The 18,243-nt window shown below is 69.4% G+C and carries 16 protein-coding genes; all 16 read left to right on the top strand.

Annotated features, from left to right (window positions below; all coding sequences use genetic code 11):
- The coding region (locus tag A8M77_RS36840; protein ID WP_238136834.1) for a hypothetical protein at positions 1 to 189 on the top strand (189 nt) is incomplete at its 5' end.
- Between the two features lie 34 nt (positions 190 to 223).
- Positions 224 to 715 (top strand): LeuD/DmdB family oxidoreductase small subunit, encoded by a 492-nt coding sequence (locus A8M77_RS15055; RefSeq protein WP_086922319.1) that lies wholly within the window; start codon positions 224 to 226, stop codon positions 713 to 715.
- Positions 712 to 2,400, top strand: a complete 1,689-nt coding sequence (locus A8M77_RS15060; protein WP_086922320.1) for a hydantoinase B/oxoprolinase family protein — start codon at positions 712 to 714, stop codon at positions 2,398 to 2,400. Before A8M77_RS15055 ends, A8M77_RS15060 begins: the two co-directional genes overlap by 4 nt.
- Positions 2,397 to 4,457 carry a hydantoinase/oxoprolinase family protein gene (locus A8M77_RS15065; protein ID WP_086922321.1) on the top strand — a complete coding sequence of 687 codons (2,061 nt, stop codon included), beginning with the start codon at positions 2,397 to 2,399 and terminating at the stop codon, positions 4,455 to 4,457. Before A8M77_RS15060 ends, A8M77_RS15065 begins: the two co-directional genes overlap by 4 nt.
- A gap of 103 nt (positions 4,458 to 4,560) precedes the next feature.
- Positions 4,561 to 5,175 carry a cysteine hydrolase family protein gene (locus A8M77_RS15070; protein ID WP_086922322.1) on the top strand — a complete coding sequence of 205 codons (615 nt, stop codon included), beginning with the start codon at positions 4,561 to 4,563 and terminating at the stop codon, positions 5,173 to 5,175.
- A complete protein-coding gene (locus A8M77_RS15075; RefSeq protein WP_086922323.1) occupies positions 5,172 to 6,578 on the top strand; it encodes an FAD-dependent oxidoreductase in 1,407 nt (468 codons plus the stop codon). Before A8M77_RS15070 ends, A8M77_RS15075 begins: the two co-directional genes overlap by 4 nt.
- Positions 6,575 to 7,441, top strand: a complete 867-nt coding sequence (locus A8M77_RS15080; RefSeq protein ID WP_086922324.1) for an isocitrate lyase/PEP mutase family protein — start codon at positions 6,575 to 6,577, stop codon at positions 7,439 to 7,441. Before A8M77_RS15075 ends, A8M77_RS15080 begins: the two co-directional genes overlap by 4 nt.
- A gap of 144 nt (positions 7,442 to 7,585) precedes the next feature.
- Entirely contained in the window at positions 7,586 to 7,957 is a 372-nt protein-coding gene (locus tag A8M77_RS15085) for an SMR family transporter (protein WP_086922325.1), read from the top strand.
- A 150-nt stretch (positions 7,958 to 8,107) separates the two neighbouring features.
- On the top strand, positions 8,108 to 9,532 hold the full coding sequence (locus A8M77_RS15090) for a UbiA family prenyltransferase (RefSeq protein WP_192871622.1): 1,425 nt from the start codon (positions 8,108 to 8,110) through the stop codon (positions 9,530 to 9,532).
- 51 nt (positions 9,533 to 9,583) lie between these two features.
- Positions 9,584 to 11,050, top strand: coding sequence for a glycosyltransferase family 87 protein (locus A8M77_RS15095; protein ID WP_086922327.1), 1,467 nt, complete (start codon positions 9,584 to 9,586; stop codon positions 11,048 to 11,050).
- Between the two features lie 103 nt (positions 11,051 to 11,153).
- Positions 11,154 to 11,843: a TetR/AcrR family transcriptional regulator gene (locus tag A8M77_RS15100; protein ID WP_086922328.1), complete on the top strand. Its 690-nt coding sequence runs from the start codon at positions 11,154 to 11,156 to the stop codon at positions 11,841 to 11,843.
- Between the two features lie 53 nt (positions 11,844 to 11,896).
- Positions 11,897 to 13,693 (top strand): acyl-CoA dehydrogenase C-terminal domain-containing protein, encoded by a 1,797-nt coding sequence (locus tag A8M77_RS15105; RefSeq protein ID WP_086922329.1) that lies wholly within the window; start codon positions 11,897 to 11,899, stop codon positions 13,691 to 13,693.
- Between the two features lie 5 nt (positions 13,694 to 13,698).
- Positions 13,699 to 14,130 (top strand): DUF2147 domain-containing protein, encoded by a 432-nt coding sequence (locus A8M77_RS15110; RefSeq protein WP_086922330.1) that lies wholly within the window; start codon positions 13,699 to 13,701, stop codon positions 14,128 to 14,130.
- Positions 14,131 to 14,156: 26 nt separating this feature from the next.
- A complete protein-coding gene (locus tag A8M77_RS15115) occupies positions 14,157 to 16,556 on the top strand; it encodes a 3-hydroxyacyl-CoA dehydrogenase/enoyl-CoA hydratase family protein (protein WP_086922331.1) in 2,400 nt (799 codons plus the stop codon).
- 55 nt (positions 16,557 to 16,611) lie between these two features.
- Positions 16,612 to 17,034, top strand: a complete 423-nt coding sequence (locus tag A8M77_RS15120) for an endonuclease domain-containing protein (protein ID WP_086922449.1) — start codon at positions 16,612 to 16,614, stop codon at positions 17,032 to 17,034.
- Positions 17,031 to 18,227: an acetyl-CoA C-acyltransferase gene (locus tag A8M77_RS15125; RefSeq protein WP_086922332.1), complete on the top strand. Its 1,197-nt coding sequence runs from the start codon at positions 17,031 to 17,033 to the stop codon at positions 18,225 to 18,227. Before A8M77_RS15120 ends, A8M77_RS15125 begins: the two co-directional genes overlap by 4 nt.
- The last annotated feature ends 16 nt before the right edge of the window (positions 18,228 to 18,243 follow it).

Consider the following 18,243-nt stretch of genomic DNA (forward strand, 5'->3'; position numbering starts at 1 on the left):
GGTCACGCGCAGTGGGGTCGCCTTTCTTTGGTTACTTTCTTTGGCGAAGCAAAGAAAGTGACTCGCCCGCCGGGGCGAATTCCCGGCTCCGGCGCAACAACAAACAGCAAGGCACAAATCAAGCGTACGAGTGCCCTCACCCCCACCCTCTCCCAGAGGGAGAGGGAGCAAGAAGAGGTGAGCCCATGAACCGCAGGACCGCTCCCAAGGCGAAGGTACGCGAATGACCGCTCACCGTGTGTGGCGCCTCGGCGCCGACATCGACACCGACGCGCTGGCCCCGGGCCATGCGATGAAGCACGGCATCGACATCATCGCGAAGCACTGCCTCGAGGCCGTGCGCCCCGAGTTCGCGCGCGATGTGCGGCCGGGCGACGTGATCGTGGCGGGGCCCAACTTCGGCATCGGCTCCTCGCGTGAGCAGGCCGCGGCGGTGCTGGTGCAGCTGGGCGTGGCGGCGGTGATCGCGCCCTCGTACAGCGGGCTCTACTTCCGCAACGCCTTCAACCTCGGACTGCTGCTGTTGACCTGCGCCGACGCCGAGTCGCTGAAGGACGGTGAGCAGGTCTCCCTCGACGCGGAGAGGCCGGCCCTGCAGGCCGCCGATGGCCGCGTGCTCGCCTGCGAGCCGGTGCCCGGCTTCCTGATGGACATGGTGCGCGCCGGCGGATTGCTTGCGCAGCTGCGCCAGCGCTTCAAGGAACGACAGACATGACTGAGAACGCACTCGACCCCGTCACCCTCGCCGTGCTGCGCGGCCGCCTGGAGCAGGTGGCCGACGAGATGGACGCCACTCTCTACCGCAGCGCCTTCAATCCCATCATCGCGGAGGCGCACGACGCTTGCCACGGCCTGTACGACGCGCAGACCGGCGACACGCTGGTGCAGGGCAAGTCCGGCCTGCCGGTGTTCGTCGGCGCCATGGCCTTCGCGGTGCGCGCCACCGCGAAGGTCGCCGAAGCGCGCGGCGGCATGCAGGACGGCGACATCTGGATCAGCAACGACGCCTACGACGGCGGCACGCACGCCAACGACTTCAAGCTGGTGCGGCCCTTCTTCCGCAACGGCCGGCTCTACTGCCACATGGCCTCGGCCGCGCACTGGCACGACGTGGGCGGCGCGGTGCCCGGCAACTACAACCCGGCCGCCACCGAGTGCTGGCAGGAGGCGGTGCAGATCCCGCCGGTGCGCATCGTGCGCGGCGGCCGGCTCGACGAGGATGTGCTCGCCATCCTGCGCGCCAACACCCGCCTGCCGGAGAGCCTGTGGGGCGACCTGAACGGCCAGCTGGCCGCGCTGGAGCTGGGCGCCAGGCGGCTGCACGGCCTGCTCGACGAGTATGGCGACACGCTGGTGCTGCAGGCGCTGGGCGAGTTGCGCGGCCGCGCGCTCAAGCTCATGCGCTCGCACATCGCCTCGCTGCCCGACGGCCGCTACAGCTTCGAGGACCAGCTCGACAACGATGGCATCACGCCCGAGCCGCTGACCATCGCGCTGGACATGACGGTCGCCGGCGACCGGCTGTCGCTGGACTTCTCGCGCAGCTCGCCGCAATGCGCGGGGCCGGTCAACATCTCGCGCGCGACCGCGGTGGCGGCCTGCTACGTGGCGCTCAAGCACCTGTTCCCGGACGTGCCGGCCAATGCGGGCGTGCTGGACGCGGTGGACTTCGAGATCCCCGACCGGCTGGTGATCAGCGCCGAGCGCCCGCGCCCGGTGGGCGGCTACACCGAGACCATCCTGCGCATGATCGACGTGATCTTCAGCGCCGCCGCCCAGGCCGACCCGCAGCGCGCCGTGGCGCAGGCCTACGGCACCATCAACGCGCTGTCGATCGCGGGCCACCGCAGCGATGCGGGCCGCGAGGGGCAGCGCTGGGTGATGTTCAGCTTCTTCGGCGGCGGCCACGGCGCGCACTCGGGCGGCGACGGGCTGTCGCACGGCAATGCGCCGATCTCCACCGCCACCATCCCGCCGCTGGAGATCCTGGAGGCGGCCTACCCGGTGCGCTTCACCGAGTGGAGCCTGCGCACCGGCTCGGGCGGCGACGGCCAGTTCCGCGGCGGGCTGGGCGCGGTCTACGAGATCGAGCTGTTGGAGAAGGATGCAGAGGTGTTCGTCTTCGGCGAGCGCGGCAGTTCGCCGCCCAAGGGCATCGCGGGCGGCGGGGCCGGCGCGCTCAACGTGTTCCGCTACGAGAACGCGGGCGAGTGGCATGTGCCGCCCATGGTCTCGAAGATGCGCGGCATCCGGCTCGCGCGCGGCGAGCGCGTGCGGCTGGAGACGCCCGGCGGCGGCGGATGGGGCGCGCCGGCCGAGCGGGCGCCGCAGGCGCGGGCACGCGACCGCGCGATGGGCTATGTGGGCGCCGACGGCGCCGGTCAGGAATCCGAAGAATGAACGCAGCAGAAAAGAAGAAGGCCGCGCCGCTGGTCGTCGGCGTCGACGTCGGCGGCACCTTCACCGACCTCTTCGTGCTCGACGAGGCCGAGGGCACGGCGCGCATCGTCAAGGTGCCCTCCACCCGCGGCGAGGAGGCGCGCGGCTTCATGAACGGCGTGCAGCGGGTGGCTGACTCGGCCGCCGCCATCGCCACCATCGTGCACGGCACCACCGTCGGCACCAATGCGCTGCTGGAGCGCAAGGTAGCGAAGACCGGCATCCTCACCACGCGCGGCTTTCGCGACGTGCTGGAGATGCGCCGCCGCGATCGCCCGCAGACCTGGGGCCTGCGCGGCAGCTTCGTGCCGGTGGTGCCGCGCCAGCTGCGGCGCGAGGTGGACGAGCGCGTGCTGGCCGACGGCAGCATCCACACGCCGGTAGACCTGGACCAGGTGCGCGAGCAGGCGCGTGCGCTGCTGGCCGAGGGCTGCGAGGCCGTCTGCGTGTTCTTCATCAACACCTACGCCAATCCGGAGAACGAGCGGCGCGCCGTGGCCGCGGTGCGCGGGATCTGGCCGAACGCCCACGTGACCGCGGCGAGCGAGGTGCTGCCCGAGATCCGCGAGTTCGAGCGCTGCTCCACCGCCACCCTCAATGCCGCGCTGCAGCCGGTGGTGGGCAACTACCTCGAGCGGCTGGAGGGCGACCTGCGTGCCCAGGGCTTCGGCGGCGAACTGCTGGTGGTGCAGAGCAACGGCGGCGTGATGTCGCGCGCCACCGCGGGCGAGCTGCCGGTGCGCACCGCGCTCTCGGGCCCGGCGGCCGGCGTGATCGCCTGCGCCGAGATCGCGCGCGCGGCCGGCTTCCCGAACGCGATCACCGGCGACATGGGCGGCACCTCCTTCGACGTCTCGCTGATCGCGAACGGCGAGGCGGCGCTGGCGGCGCAGACGGCGATCGAGTTCGGCATGGTGATCCGCTCGCCCATGATCCAGATCGAGACCATCGGCGCCGGCGGCGGCTCCATCGCCTCGGTGGATGCGAGCGGCATGCTGCAGGTGGGCCCCGAGTCGGCCGGCAGCGTGCCGGGCCCGGCCTGCTATGGCCGCGGCAACACGCGGCCGACGGTGACCGATGCCAACGTGCTGCTGGGCCGCATCGCGGCGGATCGGCCGCTGGGCGGCGGGCTGCTCGCGGCGCTGGACGCCGGCAAGGCGCGCCAGGCCATCGAGGAACACGTCGCCAAGCCGCTGGGCCTGGAGGTGCATGCGGCCGCCGAGGCCATCCTGACGGTGGCGAACGCGCGCATGGCGGGCGCGATCCGGCTGGTGTCGATCGAGCGCGGCCACGACCCGCGCCGCTTCGCCTACATGCCCTTCGGCGGCGGTGGCGCGCTGCACGTGTGCGCGATGATGCGCGAGGTGGGCGTGGCGACCGGCATCGTGCCGCGCTACCCGGGCGTGACCTCGGCGCTGGGCTGCGTGATCGCCGACATGCGGCACGACGCGGTGCAGACGCTGAACCAGCCGCTGGATGCGCTGGACGTCGAGGCCCTGCAGCGGCGCGTGGCCGAGCTGGCCGAGGGCTGCCAGCAGCGACTGGATTCGGCCGGTGTGCGCTTCGACGCGGTGCGCGAGGTGATCGCGCTGGACATGCTCTATGCGGGGCAGACCCACACGCTGCCGGTGCTGCTGCCGGATGCGGGGGCGCTCACGCGCGAGGCGATCCGCCGGGCCTTCGAGACCGCCTATGCCGGCGCCTTCGGCCGCGTGCTGGAGGGCATCGGCATCCGCGTGATGAACCTGCGCTACGCGCGCATCGGCGTTCGGCCCAAGTTCGACCTGGCGGTGCTGGCGCCGGAAGGCGAGGGCAGCGTAGACCCACTGGGCACGCAGCGCGTGTTCCATGAGGGGCGCTGGCACGAAGCGACGCGCTACGCGCGGCTCGCGTTGCCGGTGGGTACCCGCGTCGCCGGGCCGGCCATCCTGGAGCAGGCCGACACCACTGTATGGCTGGAACCGGGCTTCGAGGGCGAGGTCGATGCGTTCGGCAATCTGCTGGTGAGGGTGGCATGAGACATCTGGCATCTGGCTTGTTTTTGCCTTGCGCTTGTTTCAAGGCAGGAACAAGCGCAAGGCCAAACAAGGCAACCCGCGCAATGGACGAGCGGACGACCCGATGAGCACCGAACCTCCCATTGACGCCCAGAAAACCGCCCTGGTCATCATCGACCTGCAGAACGATTTCCTGGACCCGCAGGGCGCCTACGCCCGCGGCGGCGACGCCAACCCCGCAGCGGCGCCGCTCCCGGCCCGCGCAGCCGGCGTGGCACGCGCCCTCAAGGCGGCCGGCGGCATGGTGGCCGCGAGCCAGTTCACGCTGTGGCCCGACGCGGCCGGCGAGCCCATGGTCTCGCCGCACCTGCTGGCGCTGCGGCCGTTCCTTCGCAAGGGCGACTTCGCGCCGGGCAGCTGGGGGCAGGCGAACGTCGATGCCCTGGCGGGGCTGGTGGACGTGGCGGTGTGCAAGGTCGCATATTCGGCCTTCTTCCACACCCAGCTCGACTGGGTGCTGCGCCGCGCGGGCATCGACACGGTGGCGGTGTGCGGCATCGTCACCAACGGCGGCGTGGCGAGCACGGTGCGCGATGCCCACATGCGCGACTACCGTACCCTGGTGCTGGCCGACGGCTGCGCGGCCTTCGGCGAGGAGCGGCACCGCACTTCGCTGGCGGACATGCGCAACGTGGCCGAAGTGATGGACTGCGCGGACTTCGTCGGTCGTCTCGCATGACGCAGGCACCGGTACGCCGCGTGCAGCGCGCGGCAGGCTTCGACGCCGAGGCGCATGCGAGCGTCGCCATCGTCGGCGCCGGCGCCTGCGGGCTGACGGCGGCGCTGATGCTGCACGACGCCGGCATCGACTGCGTGGTGCTGGAGCGCGATGCGCAGCCCAGCGGCTCGACCGCGCTGTCCTCCGGCTTCATTCCGGCGCCCGGCACGCGGGTGCAGCGCTTGCTCGGCATCGCGGACAGCGCGGAGCGCTTCGCCGCCGACATCCAGGCCAAGGCGCATCGCCATGCCGCACCCGCGCTGGTGCGCGCCTACACCGAGGCGATCGGCCCGGCGCTCGATGCCCTGCAGGCGCGGCATGGGCTGGACTGGGTGTTGCTGGACGGCTTTCTCTATCCCGGCCATGGCGTGCACCGCATGCATGCCTTGCCGCAGAAGACCGGCGCGGCGCTGATGGCTGCGCTGCAGTCGGCTGCCGGGAACGCGGGCATTCCGGTGCTGACCCAGGCGCTGGTCGAGACGCTGTGGCTCGACGATGCGGACCGGGTGACGGGCCTGGCCTACCGCCGCCCCGACGGCCGGGAGGAACGGCTGGCCTGCGATGCGCTGCTCCTGGCCTGCAACGGCTTCGGCGGCAACACGGCCATGGTGCGCGAGCTGCTGCCCGAGATGGCGGAGGCCGCGTTCGGCGGCCATGTGGGCAACGACGGCAGCGCCATCCTCTGGGGCCGGGCGCTGGGCGCGCGGCTGCGCGACCTGGGTGGCTACCAGGGCCACGGCTCCTGGGTCACGCCGCAGGGTGCGCTGATGTCCTGGGCGGTGATGATGGAAGGGGGCGTGCAGCTCAACCGCGAAGGCGGCCGCTTCCACGACGAGACACAGGGCTACTCCGAGGCCGCGGTGAAGGTGCTGGCGCAGCCGGGCGGCATCGCCTGGAACGTGTTCGACGCGCCGCTGCTGGCGCTGGCACGCGAGTTTTCCGACTTCCGCGAGGCCGAGGCGGCCGGCGCCCTGCGCCGCTGCGACACGGTGGCGGAGCTGGCCGCCTGCATCGGCTGCGAGGCAGCGGCGCTGCAGGCCACGCTCGATGCGCTGCGCTCGATCGGGCCGCAGCCCGACGGGCGCGTGTTTCGTCGCGGCCTGTCCGCGCCGTACTACGCGGTCAAGGTGACGGGCGCGCTCTTCCACACCCAGGGCGGGCTGGACGTGGCGCCCGACATGCGCGTGCTGCGCGAGGACGGTACGCCGCTGCCCAACCTGCTGGCCGCGGGCGGCGCGGCGGGCGGCGTCTCGGGCGACGCGGTGTGGGGTTATCTCTCCGGCAACGGGCTGCTCAGCGCGGTGGCGGGCGGCGCCATCGCGGCGCGCACCGCGGCCGGGCTCATCGGAAAGGACAAGACATGACGAACAGGATTTCCCTCAAGGCACGGCTCGCCGCGCGCGCCATCGTGCTCGCGCCCGGCGTCTACGACGCGCTGAGCGCGCTGGTGGCCGAGCAGGCCGGCTTCGAGGCGCTGTACCTCTCGGGCGCCTCCATCGCCTACACCCGGCTGGGCCGATCGGACGTGGGCCTGACCACGTACACCGAGGTGGCCGACACGCTGGCGCGCATCTGCGAGCGGGTCGCGCTGCCGGTGATCGTGGATGCCGACACCGGCTTCGGCAACGCGCTCAACACCCAGCGCACGGTGCGCGGCTTCGAGCGCGCCGGCGCCGCGATGATCCAGATCGAGGACCAGGGCTTTCCCAAGCGCTGCGGCCACCTCGACGGCAAGAGCGTCGTGCCGGTGCGCGAGATGGAAGGCAAGCTCAAGGCGGCGCTCGATGCGCGCGCCGCGCAGGACACGCTGATCCTGGCGCGCACCGACGCGCTCGCGGTCGAAGGGCTGGAGGCGGCGCTGGACCGTGCCGAGGCCTACCTCGCCTGCGGCGTCGACGCGCTCTTCATCGAGGCGCTGCGCTCGCCCGAGCAGATGGACGCGGCCTGCCGGCGCTTCGCCGGCCGCGTCCCGCTGTTGGCCAACATGGTCGAAGGCGGCAAGACGCCAATCCAGGACGCGGATGCGCTGCAGGCCCATGGTTTTCGCATCGCGATCTTTCCGGGCGGCACGGCGAGGGCGGTGGTGCATACGTTGCAGGGCTACTACGGCAGCCTGCACCTGCACCGCACCACCCAGCCCTGGCGCGAGCGGATGCTGGACTTCGACGGGCTCAACGCGGTGATCGGGACGCCGGAACTGATGGCGCTGGGCCGGCGCTACGAATAGGGCCCGGACGGGCGCCGTTGGCAGTCCGGACGGCGTTGCCGGCCGGGATGTCAACTTTTCCATTCATTCGAGTCCAGGAGTTGTCGAGAAAAAGTAATACTGAGGCATGATACTTGCGGTAACTAAAAAGACTTCAAGTTTCAAATGACTCTGACCGCCTTCTCGATCATCCTGGCCGGCGTGCTGCTGAATTCGGCGGCGCAGCTGATGCTCAAGGCCGGCGCCCAGGCCCTGGGCACGGTGGCCTTCAATGGTGCGTCCTTGTTCGCGGCCGGCTGGAGTGCCGCGACGCAGCCATGGATCCTGGTGGGCCTGTGTTGCTATTTCGTCAGTGCGGGGCTGTGGATCCTGGCACTGACCCGGGTGGATGTGACGGTCGCCTACCCGATGCTGTCGATGGGCTACGTCATCGCCGCACTGTTGGCCTGGCATTTCTTCGGCGAGGCGCTGACCGCCTCGCGTGTCGTGGGCATCGCCATCATCCTGGTGGGCGTCGTCGTCCTGGGGCGCGGCTGAAATGACGATCTCCCCCAGGCTCCCCCACTTCGTGTGGACCGCCAACCCCCAACACCAGCGGCCCGGCAAAGCCGGTTCCGCGGTGTTTCCCGGCTGGCGTGCAGGGGTTCAAGCGTCACGGGTCTCGCGATGCGCGGTGGAGCCACTGACATGACCTCCTCCTTGCCCTTGTACGTCGATCTCGACGGCACCCTGATCGCGACCGACTCGCTGCACGAGTCGCTGCTCAAGCTGGTGCGCTCCTCGCCGCTCGCGCTGCTCCAGCTCCCGTTCTGGCTGCTCAAGGGCCGCGCCGTGCTCAAGCGCGAGGTGGCCCGCCGCACGCGCCTGGACGTGAGCACGCTCCCGTACCGGCCCGAGGTGATCGAGCTGGTGCGCCGTGCCCGGGAAGCGGGACGCCGCACCATCCTGGCGACCGCCAGCGACGGACGGGTGGCGCGCCGCGTGGCCGAGCACCTGGGCCTTTTCGATGCCGTGCTGGCCTCCGACGGCGAACGCAACGTGAAGGGCGCCGCCAAGCTGGCCGCCATCCAGGCCGATGCCGGCGGACAAGGGTTCAGCTACGCGGGCGACCATCCCGCCGACATGAAGGTCTGGCAGGGTGCCCAGGCCGCGGTGGTCGTCAGCCGCTCGGCCACGCTGGCGCGGCGCGCCGCTGGCGTCACCGAGGTGGAGGCGGTGATCCAGCCGCGGCGCGCGGGGCTCGGCCGCTATCTCTACGGCCTGCGCGCCCACCAGTGGCTGAAGAACCTGCTGGTCTTCCTGCCGCTGATGCCGGTGCTTCATGAACTGACCCAGGCGCTGGTGGTCGACGCCGCGCTGGCCTTCGTGGCCTTCAGCCTCATGGCTTCGGGCATCTACGTGCTCAACGACCTGCTGGACCTGGAGTCGGACCGGCGCCATCACCGCAAGCGACGGCGGCCCTTCGCCGCCGGCGACATCGCGCCGGCCACGGGGCTGGCGATGTCGGCCTCGCTGGGGATCGCGTCGCTCGCCCTGTCGGTCGCCCTGCTGCCGACATCCTTCGTGGCGGTGCTGCTGGTCTACGCAGCCTTGACCACCGCCTATTCGGTGTTCCTGAAGCGGCGCGCCGTGGTGGACGTGTTCTCGCTGGCGGCCCTCTACACGATCCGCGTGGCGGCCGGCACCGAGGCGACGGGGCAGCCCCTGTCCTTCTGGATCCTGTCCTTCTCCCTCTTCATCTTCCTGAGCCTGGCGCTGGCCAAGCGCTACGTCGAACTCACGGCCGCCGGCGACGCCGGCCAGCTCAAGCGCGACCGCGGCTACCACCCGGGCGACGCGACCTTCGTGCTGTGCACCGGCGTGGCGGCAGGTCAGATGTCCGCGCTGCTGCTGAGCCTGTACCTGCAGGACCAGCAGATGCTGTCGCGCTACGAGAACCCGACCTGGCTGTGGGTGCTGATCCCCGTGTTCCTGTTCTGGACCGTGCGCATCTGGCTCAAGGCGATCCGCGGCGTGCTGCACGACGACCCGGTGGTCTTCGCCGCGCGCGACTGGGTCAGCCGGCTGGCGGTGGCGATCGGCGCGGTCGCGCTGTGGATGGCGAACAACTGATGGCGCGCACGGGCCTCTCCTCCTCGTTCTTCTTTTCCTTCTGACAACAACATGAAGATCCTGATCGCGCAGGTGGCGCTCACGGCACTGTGCGCCGGCCTGCTGTTCGTGCTGTGGCGATTCCGGCCCGGCGTTCCGGGCCTCGTGCGCTCGCGCGAGACGCAGCGGCTCGACCTCGCCTGGCGGCTGTGGTTCGGCTGCCTGCTCGGCGGGGTGGTGGCGAGTGCCGTCCTCGCGCTCGCAGTGGGCGAGGCGCGCGAGACCTCGCTGGGTTACCTGCGCATCGTCCTGTCCTCGCATGCCGGCGAGGATTCGTGGATGCCGATGCTGCGCGCCTCCGCCTTCCTGCGCGAGCACCCGGACCATCCCCTCTATCAAAGCGTGTTCTTCAGCCAGCACGTGAAGTTCCAGTACCCGCTGACCGCGCTGCTGCCGCTGGACCTGCCGCAATGGCTCTTCGGCCTGTCGCCGGAGAGCGTGGTCACGATCTTCCAGATCGTCTCCAGGTTGAGCCTGCTGGCGATCGCGCTCGTGTTCTTCCAGCTCTTCATGGGCGCGCTGCAGCCGCCGGGCGTCGGACGTGCCCTGCGGCTGCCGTCCAGGTCCACCGGCGCGCTCCTCGGCCTCAGCCTGCTCAGCGTGGCGATGTTCTATCCGTTGCTGCGATCCGAATACCACGGACAGATCCAGACACTGATGACGCTGGCCGCCGGCCTGGCGCTGCTGGCGTGGCAGCGCGACCAGCCGCGCCTGGCGGGGCTGATGATGGCGCTGTGCTGCATCATCAAGCCGCAGTGGGGCGTGGTCGTGCTGTGGGCGCTGCTGCGCAAGCAATGGCAGTTCGCGCTGGTCGCTGCCGGGGTCACCGGTGCCGCCGGCCTGCTTGCGGTCGGTGTGTATGGCTGGTCCAACGTGATCGACTATCTCTCCGTCGTGTCCTTCCTCGGGCGGCATGGGGAGAGCTATTTCATCAACCAGTCCGTCAACGGGCTGATGCACCGGCTGTTCTTCAACGGCGTCAACCTGCAGGGCGCGGGCCTGGTGTGGTCCGGCACCGACTTCCCGCCCTACCAGCCGATGGTGCACCTGGCGACCGTGGTGTCCTCGACGCTCATGCTCGGCATCGCCCTGGTCTGGCGCATCGGCAAGCGGCCGAGCACGGCAGACCTCGCCCTGGTCATGCTGACGCTGACGATGGCTTCACCCATCGCCTGGGACCACCACTACGGGCTCTTGCTGCCGATCTTCGCCGTGGTCTTCCCCGCGGCGCTGCGGCGGCAGGCCTGGGGCACGTGGACGCTGCCGATGCTGGGGATCACGCTGGCACTGTCCTGCCAGTCCTTCGTCGGCCCGACCAACCTGCTGGCGGGCTCGGCCTGGAATGTGCTGCAGTCCTACCAGTTCGCGGGCGCAGCGATGGCGCTGGCCCTGCTGTACCGCCTGTCGTGGCTGGAGCAGCCGCAGCCGGCCGTGGTTCGGTCCGGTCGCGGCGAACTGGCGCCTGTCACCGTCTACTGAAGTCGTCTCGCGCCGGATAACCTGCCGGCGCACTGGGTCTTTCATTCGGAGGACATCAACTGTCGCAAAATAGAACGACCGTTCGTTTTATTTGCGACTTTCCATGCCCCCCACCGCCGCGTCCTCCCGGAGTTCCCGCGCGCCCCAGAAAGGCCAGCAGACCAAGGCCGTCATCGTCGATGCGGCGCTGAACCTGGCCGCGCAGATCGGCCTCGAAGGCCTGTCGATCGGCGCGCTGGCCGAGGTCACGGGCATGAGCAAGTCGGGCGTGTTCGCCCATTTCGGCTCGCGCGAGGAACTGCAGATCTCGGTGGTGCGCGAGTACCACAACCGCTTCGAGCAGGAAGTGTTCTACACGGCCCTGCAGGCGCCGCGCGGCCTGCCGCGGCTGCGTGCGCTGTTCGCCAACTGGATGAAGCGCACCTCGGCCGAGATCGACTCCGGCTGCATCTACATCAGCGGCGCGGTCGAGTTCGACGACCGGCCGGGGCCGGTGCGCGACGCGCTGGCCGAGTCGGTCAACACCTGGCTGGCCGCCATGCTGCGCGCGGTGCTGCAGGCCCAGGAAGAGGGGCACCTGCACGCAGATGCCGACGCCAAGCAGATCTCCTTCGAGATCCATGCGTTGATCCTGGCACTGCACTACGAGGCGCGCTTCCTGCGCTCGCCCGAATCGCTGGCGCGCGCCAACGCGGGCTTCGACAACATCCTTGCGCGCTGCGCCACGCCGGAGGCGCTGTCAGCCTCGGCCGCCGCGCCCGCCTCCTCGCGCCGGCTCAAGACCGTGCGCTGAGCGCATCCGATCACTTTTTCTTTTCATCTCTTTCGTTTTCTGGAGACCTCGACATGCCCGCCTACACCCCGCCCCTTCGCGACATGCAGTTCGTCATGCACGAGGTGCTCAAGGTCACCGACGAATACAAGGCGCTGCCCGCGCACGCCGAGGTCGACGCCGACACCATCAACGCGGTGCTGGAGGAGGGCGGCAAGTTCGCCGCCGAGGTCACTTTCCCGCTCAACATCTCCGGCGACGAGGAGGGCTGCACCCTCGACAAGAGCACGCACACGGTGAAGACGCCGAAGGGCTTCAAAGAGGCCTATGCCCAGTACGTCGAGGGCGGTTGGGCGGCGCTGTCCTGCGATCCGAAGTTCGGCGGCCAGGGCCTGCCCTTCGTGGTGAACCAGTGCTTCTACGAGATGCTCAATTCCGCCAACCAGGCCTGGACCATGTACCCGGGCCTGTCGCACGGCGCCTACGAGGCGCTGTCGGCGCACGGCACCGACGAGCAGAAGAAGACCTACCTGCCCAAGCTGGTGAGCGGCCAATGGACCGGCACCATGTGCCTGACCGAGCCGCACTGCGGCACCGACCTGGGCATGCTGCGCACCAAGGCCGAGCCGCAGCCTGACGGCACGTACCGGCTGACCGGCAACAAGATCTTCATCTCGGCCGGCGAACACGACATGGCCGAGAACATCATCCACCTGGTGCTGGCGCGCCTGCCGGACGCGCCCAAGGGCAGCAAGGGCATCAGCCTGTTCGTGGTGCCGAAGTTCAACGTCAAGGCCGACGGCTCGCTGGGCAGCCGCAACGGCATCTACTGCGGCGGCCTGGAGCACAAGATGGGCATCCACGGCAACGCCACGGCGCAGATCGTGCTCGAGAACGCCAGCGGCACCCTGGTGGGCGAGCCCAACAAGGGCCTGGCCGCGATGTTCGTGATGATGAACGCCGCACGCCTGGGCGTGGGCAACCAGTCGCTGGGCCTGACCGAGGTCGCCTTCCAGAACGCGCTGGCCTATGCCAAGGACCGCATCCAGATGCGCTCGCTCTCGGGCGTGAAGGCCAAGGACAAGGAGGCCGATCCGATCATCGTGCACCCCGACGTGCGCAAGATGCTGATGACGGCCAAGGCCTATGCCGAGGGCGGCCGTGCGCTGGCCATCTTCTGCACCTTGCTGCTGGACAAGGAGCACCACCATCCCGACGAGAAGGCGCGCAAGGACGCGGGCGAGCTGGTCGCGCTGCTCACCCCGATCGTGAAGGCCTTCCTCACCGACAACGGCCACATCGCGACCAACGCCTGCATGCAGGTCTTCGGCGGCCATGGCTTCATCAAGGAATGGGGCATGGAGCAGTTCGTCCGCGACAACCGCATCAACATGATCTACGAGGGCACCAACACGGTTCAGTCGCTGGACCTGCTGGGCCGCAAGGTCCTGGGCAACAACGGCGCCACGCTGAAGAAGTTCGGCAAGCTGGTCGCGAAGCTGGTCGAGGAAGAGGGCGTGAACGAAAAGATGAGCGAGTTCATCACCCCGATCGCGGTGCTGGGCGAGCAGCTCACCAAGTTCACCACCGAGCTGGGCTTCCGCGGCTTCCAGAACGCCGACGAGGTGGGTGCGGCGGCGGTGGACTACCTGCGTGTCGCCGGTCACTTCGTGTTCGGCTACATGTTCGCGCTGCAGGCGCGCGTGGCGCTGCGCGAGATCGCATCCGGCAACACCGATCCCTTCTACCAGGCCAAGCTGCAGACGGCGCGCTTCTACTTCGCCAAGCTCTTCCCCGAGACCGCGACGCTGATGCGCACCGCGCGCGCCGGTGCCGCGCCGCTGATGAACACCGACGCGGCCCTGGCCTGAAAACCATGAAGCGCCTTCTTGCTGCCATCGCCGTGGTTTGCGCGGGCCCGGCCTTCGCGCAGATGACGCCCGTCGGCGTCTGGCAAAGCATCGACGACAAGACCAGCGAGGCCAAGTCGCAGATCCGCATCAGCGAGTCGGGCGGCGTGCTGTCCGGCCGCATCGAGAAGCTGCTGCGCAAGGAAGCCAGGCAGGACGCGGTGTGCGACGAGTGCACCGACGACCGCAAGGGCAGGCCGCTCGTCGGCCTGGAGATCATCCGCGGCGCGAAGAAGGCCGAGGGCAAGGAGGTCTGGGAGGACGGCAAGATCCTCGACCCCGAAAGCGGCAGGTCCTACACCCTGCGGCTCACGCCCATCGAGGGCGGCAAGAAGCTGGAAGTGCGCGGCTCGGTGCTCGGCATCGGCCGCACGCAGACCTGGGTCCGCGTCCAGTAAGAACACATTCCCCTGTTGGAAATCTCATGTCCAAGTTTCAAGTGAAGAAGGTCGCCGTGCTCGGCGCCGGCGTGATGGGCGCGCAGATCGCCGCGCATCTCGTCAACGTGCGCGTGCCGGTCGTGCTGTTCGACCTGGCCGCCAAGGATGGGCCGAAGAACGGCATCGTCACGCGCGCCATCGACAACCTCAAGAAGCTCAAGCCCGCGCCGCTGGGCGACGCGGCCGATGCCGTGCTGATCGAGCAGGCCAACTACGAGGACGACCTGACCAGGCTCGGCGAATGCGACCTGGTGATCGAGGCGATCGCCGAGCGCATGGACTGGAAGCTCGATCTGTACAGGAAGATCGCGCCCCACGTCGCCAAGCATGCGATCCTGGCCTCGAACACCTCGGGCCTGTCGATCACCCAGCTGAGCGAGGCGCTGCCCGAGGCGCTGAAGCCGCGCTTCTGCGGCATCCACTTCTTCAACCCGCCGCGCTACATGTTCCTGGTGGAGCTGATCGCCACGCCGACCACCGAGCCGGTGGCGCTGGACCAGCTCGAGACCTTCGTCACCAGCGCCCTGGGCAAGGGCGTGGTGCGCGCCAAGGACACGCCCAACTTCATCGCCAACCGCGTGGGCATCGCCGGCATGCTGGCGACCCTCAAGGAAGTGGAGAAGTTCGGCCTCACGCCCGACGTGGTGGACGACCTCACCGGCAAGAAGCTGGGCCGCGCGAGCTCCGGGACTTTCCGCACCGCCGACGTGGTGGGCCTGGACACGATGGCGCACGTCGTCAAGACGCTGCAGGACAACCTGAACGCCGAGACCGATCCCTTCTACGCCAACTTCGCGACGCCGCCGGTGCTGGCCAAGTTGATCGAGTTGGGCAACCTGGGCCAGAAGACCAAGGCCGGGTTCTACAAGAAGGCGGGCCGTGACTTCCTGCGCTTCGACCTGCAGAAGGGCGACTACGTGCCTTCGGGCGAGAAGGCCGACGAGGTCTATGGCCGCATGCTCAAGAAGCCGGCCGCGCAGCGCCTCAAGCTGCTGCGTGAGAGCGAGGGCGCGCAGGGCCGCTTCCTCTGGGCCATCCTGCGCGACAGCTTCCACTACGCGGCAGTCCATCTGGCGACCATCGCCGAGAGCGCGCGCGACGTGGACTTCGCGATGCGCTGGGGCTTCGGCATGAAGCAGGGCCCCTTCGAGCTCTGGCAGGAAGCGGGCTGGGCGCAGGTCGCGAAGTGGATCCAGGAAGACATCGACGCGGGCGAGGCCTTGTCGAGCGCGCCGCTGCCGAAGTGGGTCTTCGAAGGCCCGGTCGCCGAGGCGGGCGGCGTGCACACGCCCGAGGGCTCGTGGAGTGCCGCCGAAAGCCGCTTCGTGCCGCAGCGCCGCCTGCCGGTGCATGAGCGCCAGCTCTTTCCGGAAAGCGTGCTGGGCAGCAACGCGGCCGATGCGAACCAGGCCGGCACCACGATCCAGGACGAAGGCGACGTGCGCCTGTGGACGCTGGACGGCGAGGTGCTGATCGCCAGCATCCACTCGAAGATGCACGCCATCAGCCCCGACGTGGCCGAAGCGCTGGCAGCCGGCGTCGAGCTGGCCGAGCGCGAGTACAAGGCGATGGTGATCTGGTCGCCCGACGAGATGTTCTCCGTGGGCGCCGACCTGCAGGCGATGCTGCCGGCCTTCGTGGTGGCCGGCGTCGGCGCGATCGATGGCGCCGAGCGGGAGCTGCAGAACACGATGCTGCGCATCCGCTATGCCGGCGTGCCGGTGGTCTCGGCGGTGCGCGGCATGGCACTGGGCGGCGGTTGCGAGTTGGCCATCCATTCGGCGAAGCGTGTCGTGGCGATGGAAAGCTACATCGGCCTGGTCGAGGTCGGGGTCGGCCTGGTGCCAGGCGCCGGCGGCCTGACCTACATCGCGCGCCGCGCGGCCGAGAACGCCGAGGCCTCCACGTGCTCCGACCTGCTGCCCTTCCTGACCGAGGGCTTCACCGCCGCCGCGATGGCCAAGGTGGGCACCAGCGCGCTCGAATCGAAGAAGCTGGGCTACCTTCTGGACAGCGACGTGATCGTGCCCAACAAGGACGAGCTGCTCTACGTCGCCCTGCAGCAGGCCAAGGCCATGGCCGACGCCGGCTGGCGCGCGCCGATGCGCCGCCTGTTCAAGGTCGCGGGCCGCAGCGGCGCCGCCACCATCAAGGGCCAGCTGGTCAACATGCGCGACGGTGGCTTCATCAGCGAGCACGACTTCCACATCGCCGGCCTGATCGCGAACGTGGTCACCGGCGGCGACGTCGACACCGGCAGCCTGGTGAGCGAGGAGTACCTGATGGCGCTGGAGCGCCAGGCCTTCTGCTCGCTGGTCGTCCATCCGAAGACGCAGGACCGGATCATGGGGATGCTCTCGACCGGAAAGCCGCTGCGCAACTGAGGACCCGCTTTCCTCCTTCCCCCTGTGGGGGAAGGTTGGGATGGGGGCACGCCCGATGCAAAACCAGTCCACACCGATCGCACAGAAACACGCCCGCACTTTGCGGCGCGGCATGACCGACTCCGAGCGCAAGCTCTGGTTTGGCCTGCGCGGCGAGCAGTTGGGCGTGAAGTTCAGACGCCAGCATCCTCTTGGCAACTACATCGCCGACTTCGCATGTCTGTCGCCGAAGCTGATCGTCGAGCTCGATGGAGCGCAGCATCAGACGCAGCGGGCGTATGACGCGGAGCGCGATGCGTTCTTTCGTCATCAAGGTTTCGACGTGTTGCGCTTTGCGTCGAACGATCCGTTCAATCAACTCGATGGGGTACTGCAGGCGATTCTTGACCGGCTCGATGAGCTGGCGCTGCATGCCCCCATCCCGACCTTCCCCCAGAGGGGGAAGGAGCAATACCACCCGCAGGAGCATCTTTCATGAAGCAACTCCAAGACGCCTACATCGTCGCCGCCACCCGCACCCCGATCGGCCGCTCGCACCGCGGCTACTTCCGCAACACCCGGCCCGACGATCTGCTCGCGACCACGCTGAAGGCGGCGCTGGCGGCGGTGCCGGGCCTGGACCCGAAGGCCATCGAGGACATCGTCTGCGGCTGCGCCATCCCCGAGGCGCAGCAGGGCCTGAACGTGGCGCGCATCGGTGCGGTGCTGGCCGGCCTGCCCACCAGCGTGGGCGGCATCACGGTCAACCGCTTCTGCGCCTCTGGCCTGTCGGCGGTGCAGATGGCGGCCGACCGCATCCGCGTCGGCGAGGCCGAGGTGATGATCGCTGCCGGTGTCGAGAGCATGAGCATGGTGCCGATGATGGGCAACTCGCCCTCGCTGTCGCCTTCCATCTTCGAGCGCGACGGCGACGTGGGCATCGCCTACGGCATGGGCCTCACCGCCGAGAAGGTCGCGCAGCAGTGGAAGGTGAGCCGCGAGGCGCAGGACGCCTTCGCGCTGCAGTCGCACCAGCGCGCGCTGGCGGCGCAGCAGGCGGGCGAGTTCGCCAACGAGATCACGCCGATCGAAGTGACGGAGCGCACGCCCGACCTCGGCAGCGGCGAAGCCATCGTCAATAACCGCATGGTCAACCTCGACGAAGGCCCGCGCGCCGACACCAGCCCCGAGGGCCTGGCCAAGCTGCGCACCGTGTTCGCCGCGCGCGGCACCGTCACGGCCGGCAACAGCTCGCAGACCTCCGACGGCGCCGGCGCGCTGATCCTGGCGAGCGAGAAGGCCTGCAAGCAGTTCGACCTCAAGCCGCTGGCGCGCTTCGTCGGCTTCGCCAGCAAGGGCGTGCCGCCGCAGATCATGGGCATCGGCCCGATCGAGGCGATTCCGGCGGCGCTTCGCTATGCCGGCCTGACGCAGGATGCGATCGACTGGATCGAGCTCAACGAGGCCTTCGCCGCGCAGTCGCTGGCGGTGATGAACACGCTGGGCCTGGACCCAGCCAAGGTCAACCCGATGGGCGGCGCGATCGCGCTGGGCCATCCGCTGGGCGCCACCGGCGCCATCCGCTCGGCCACCGTGGTGCATGCGCTCCAGCGCAAGAAGCTCAAGTACGGCATGGTCACGATGTGCGTGGGCATGGGACAGGGCGCCGCAGGCATCTTCGAAAGGGTCTGACACGGCACTCGCAAGC

The sequence above is a fragment of the Variovorax sp. JS1663 genome (assembly GCF_002157355.1).
GTDB lineage: Bacteria > Pseudomonadota > Gammaproteobacteria > Burkholderiales > Burkholderiaceae_C > Variovorax.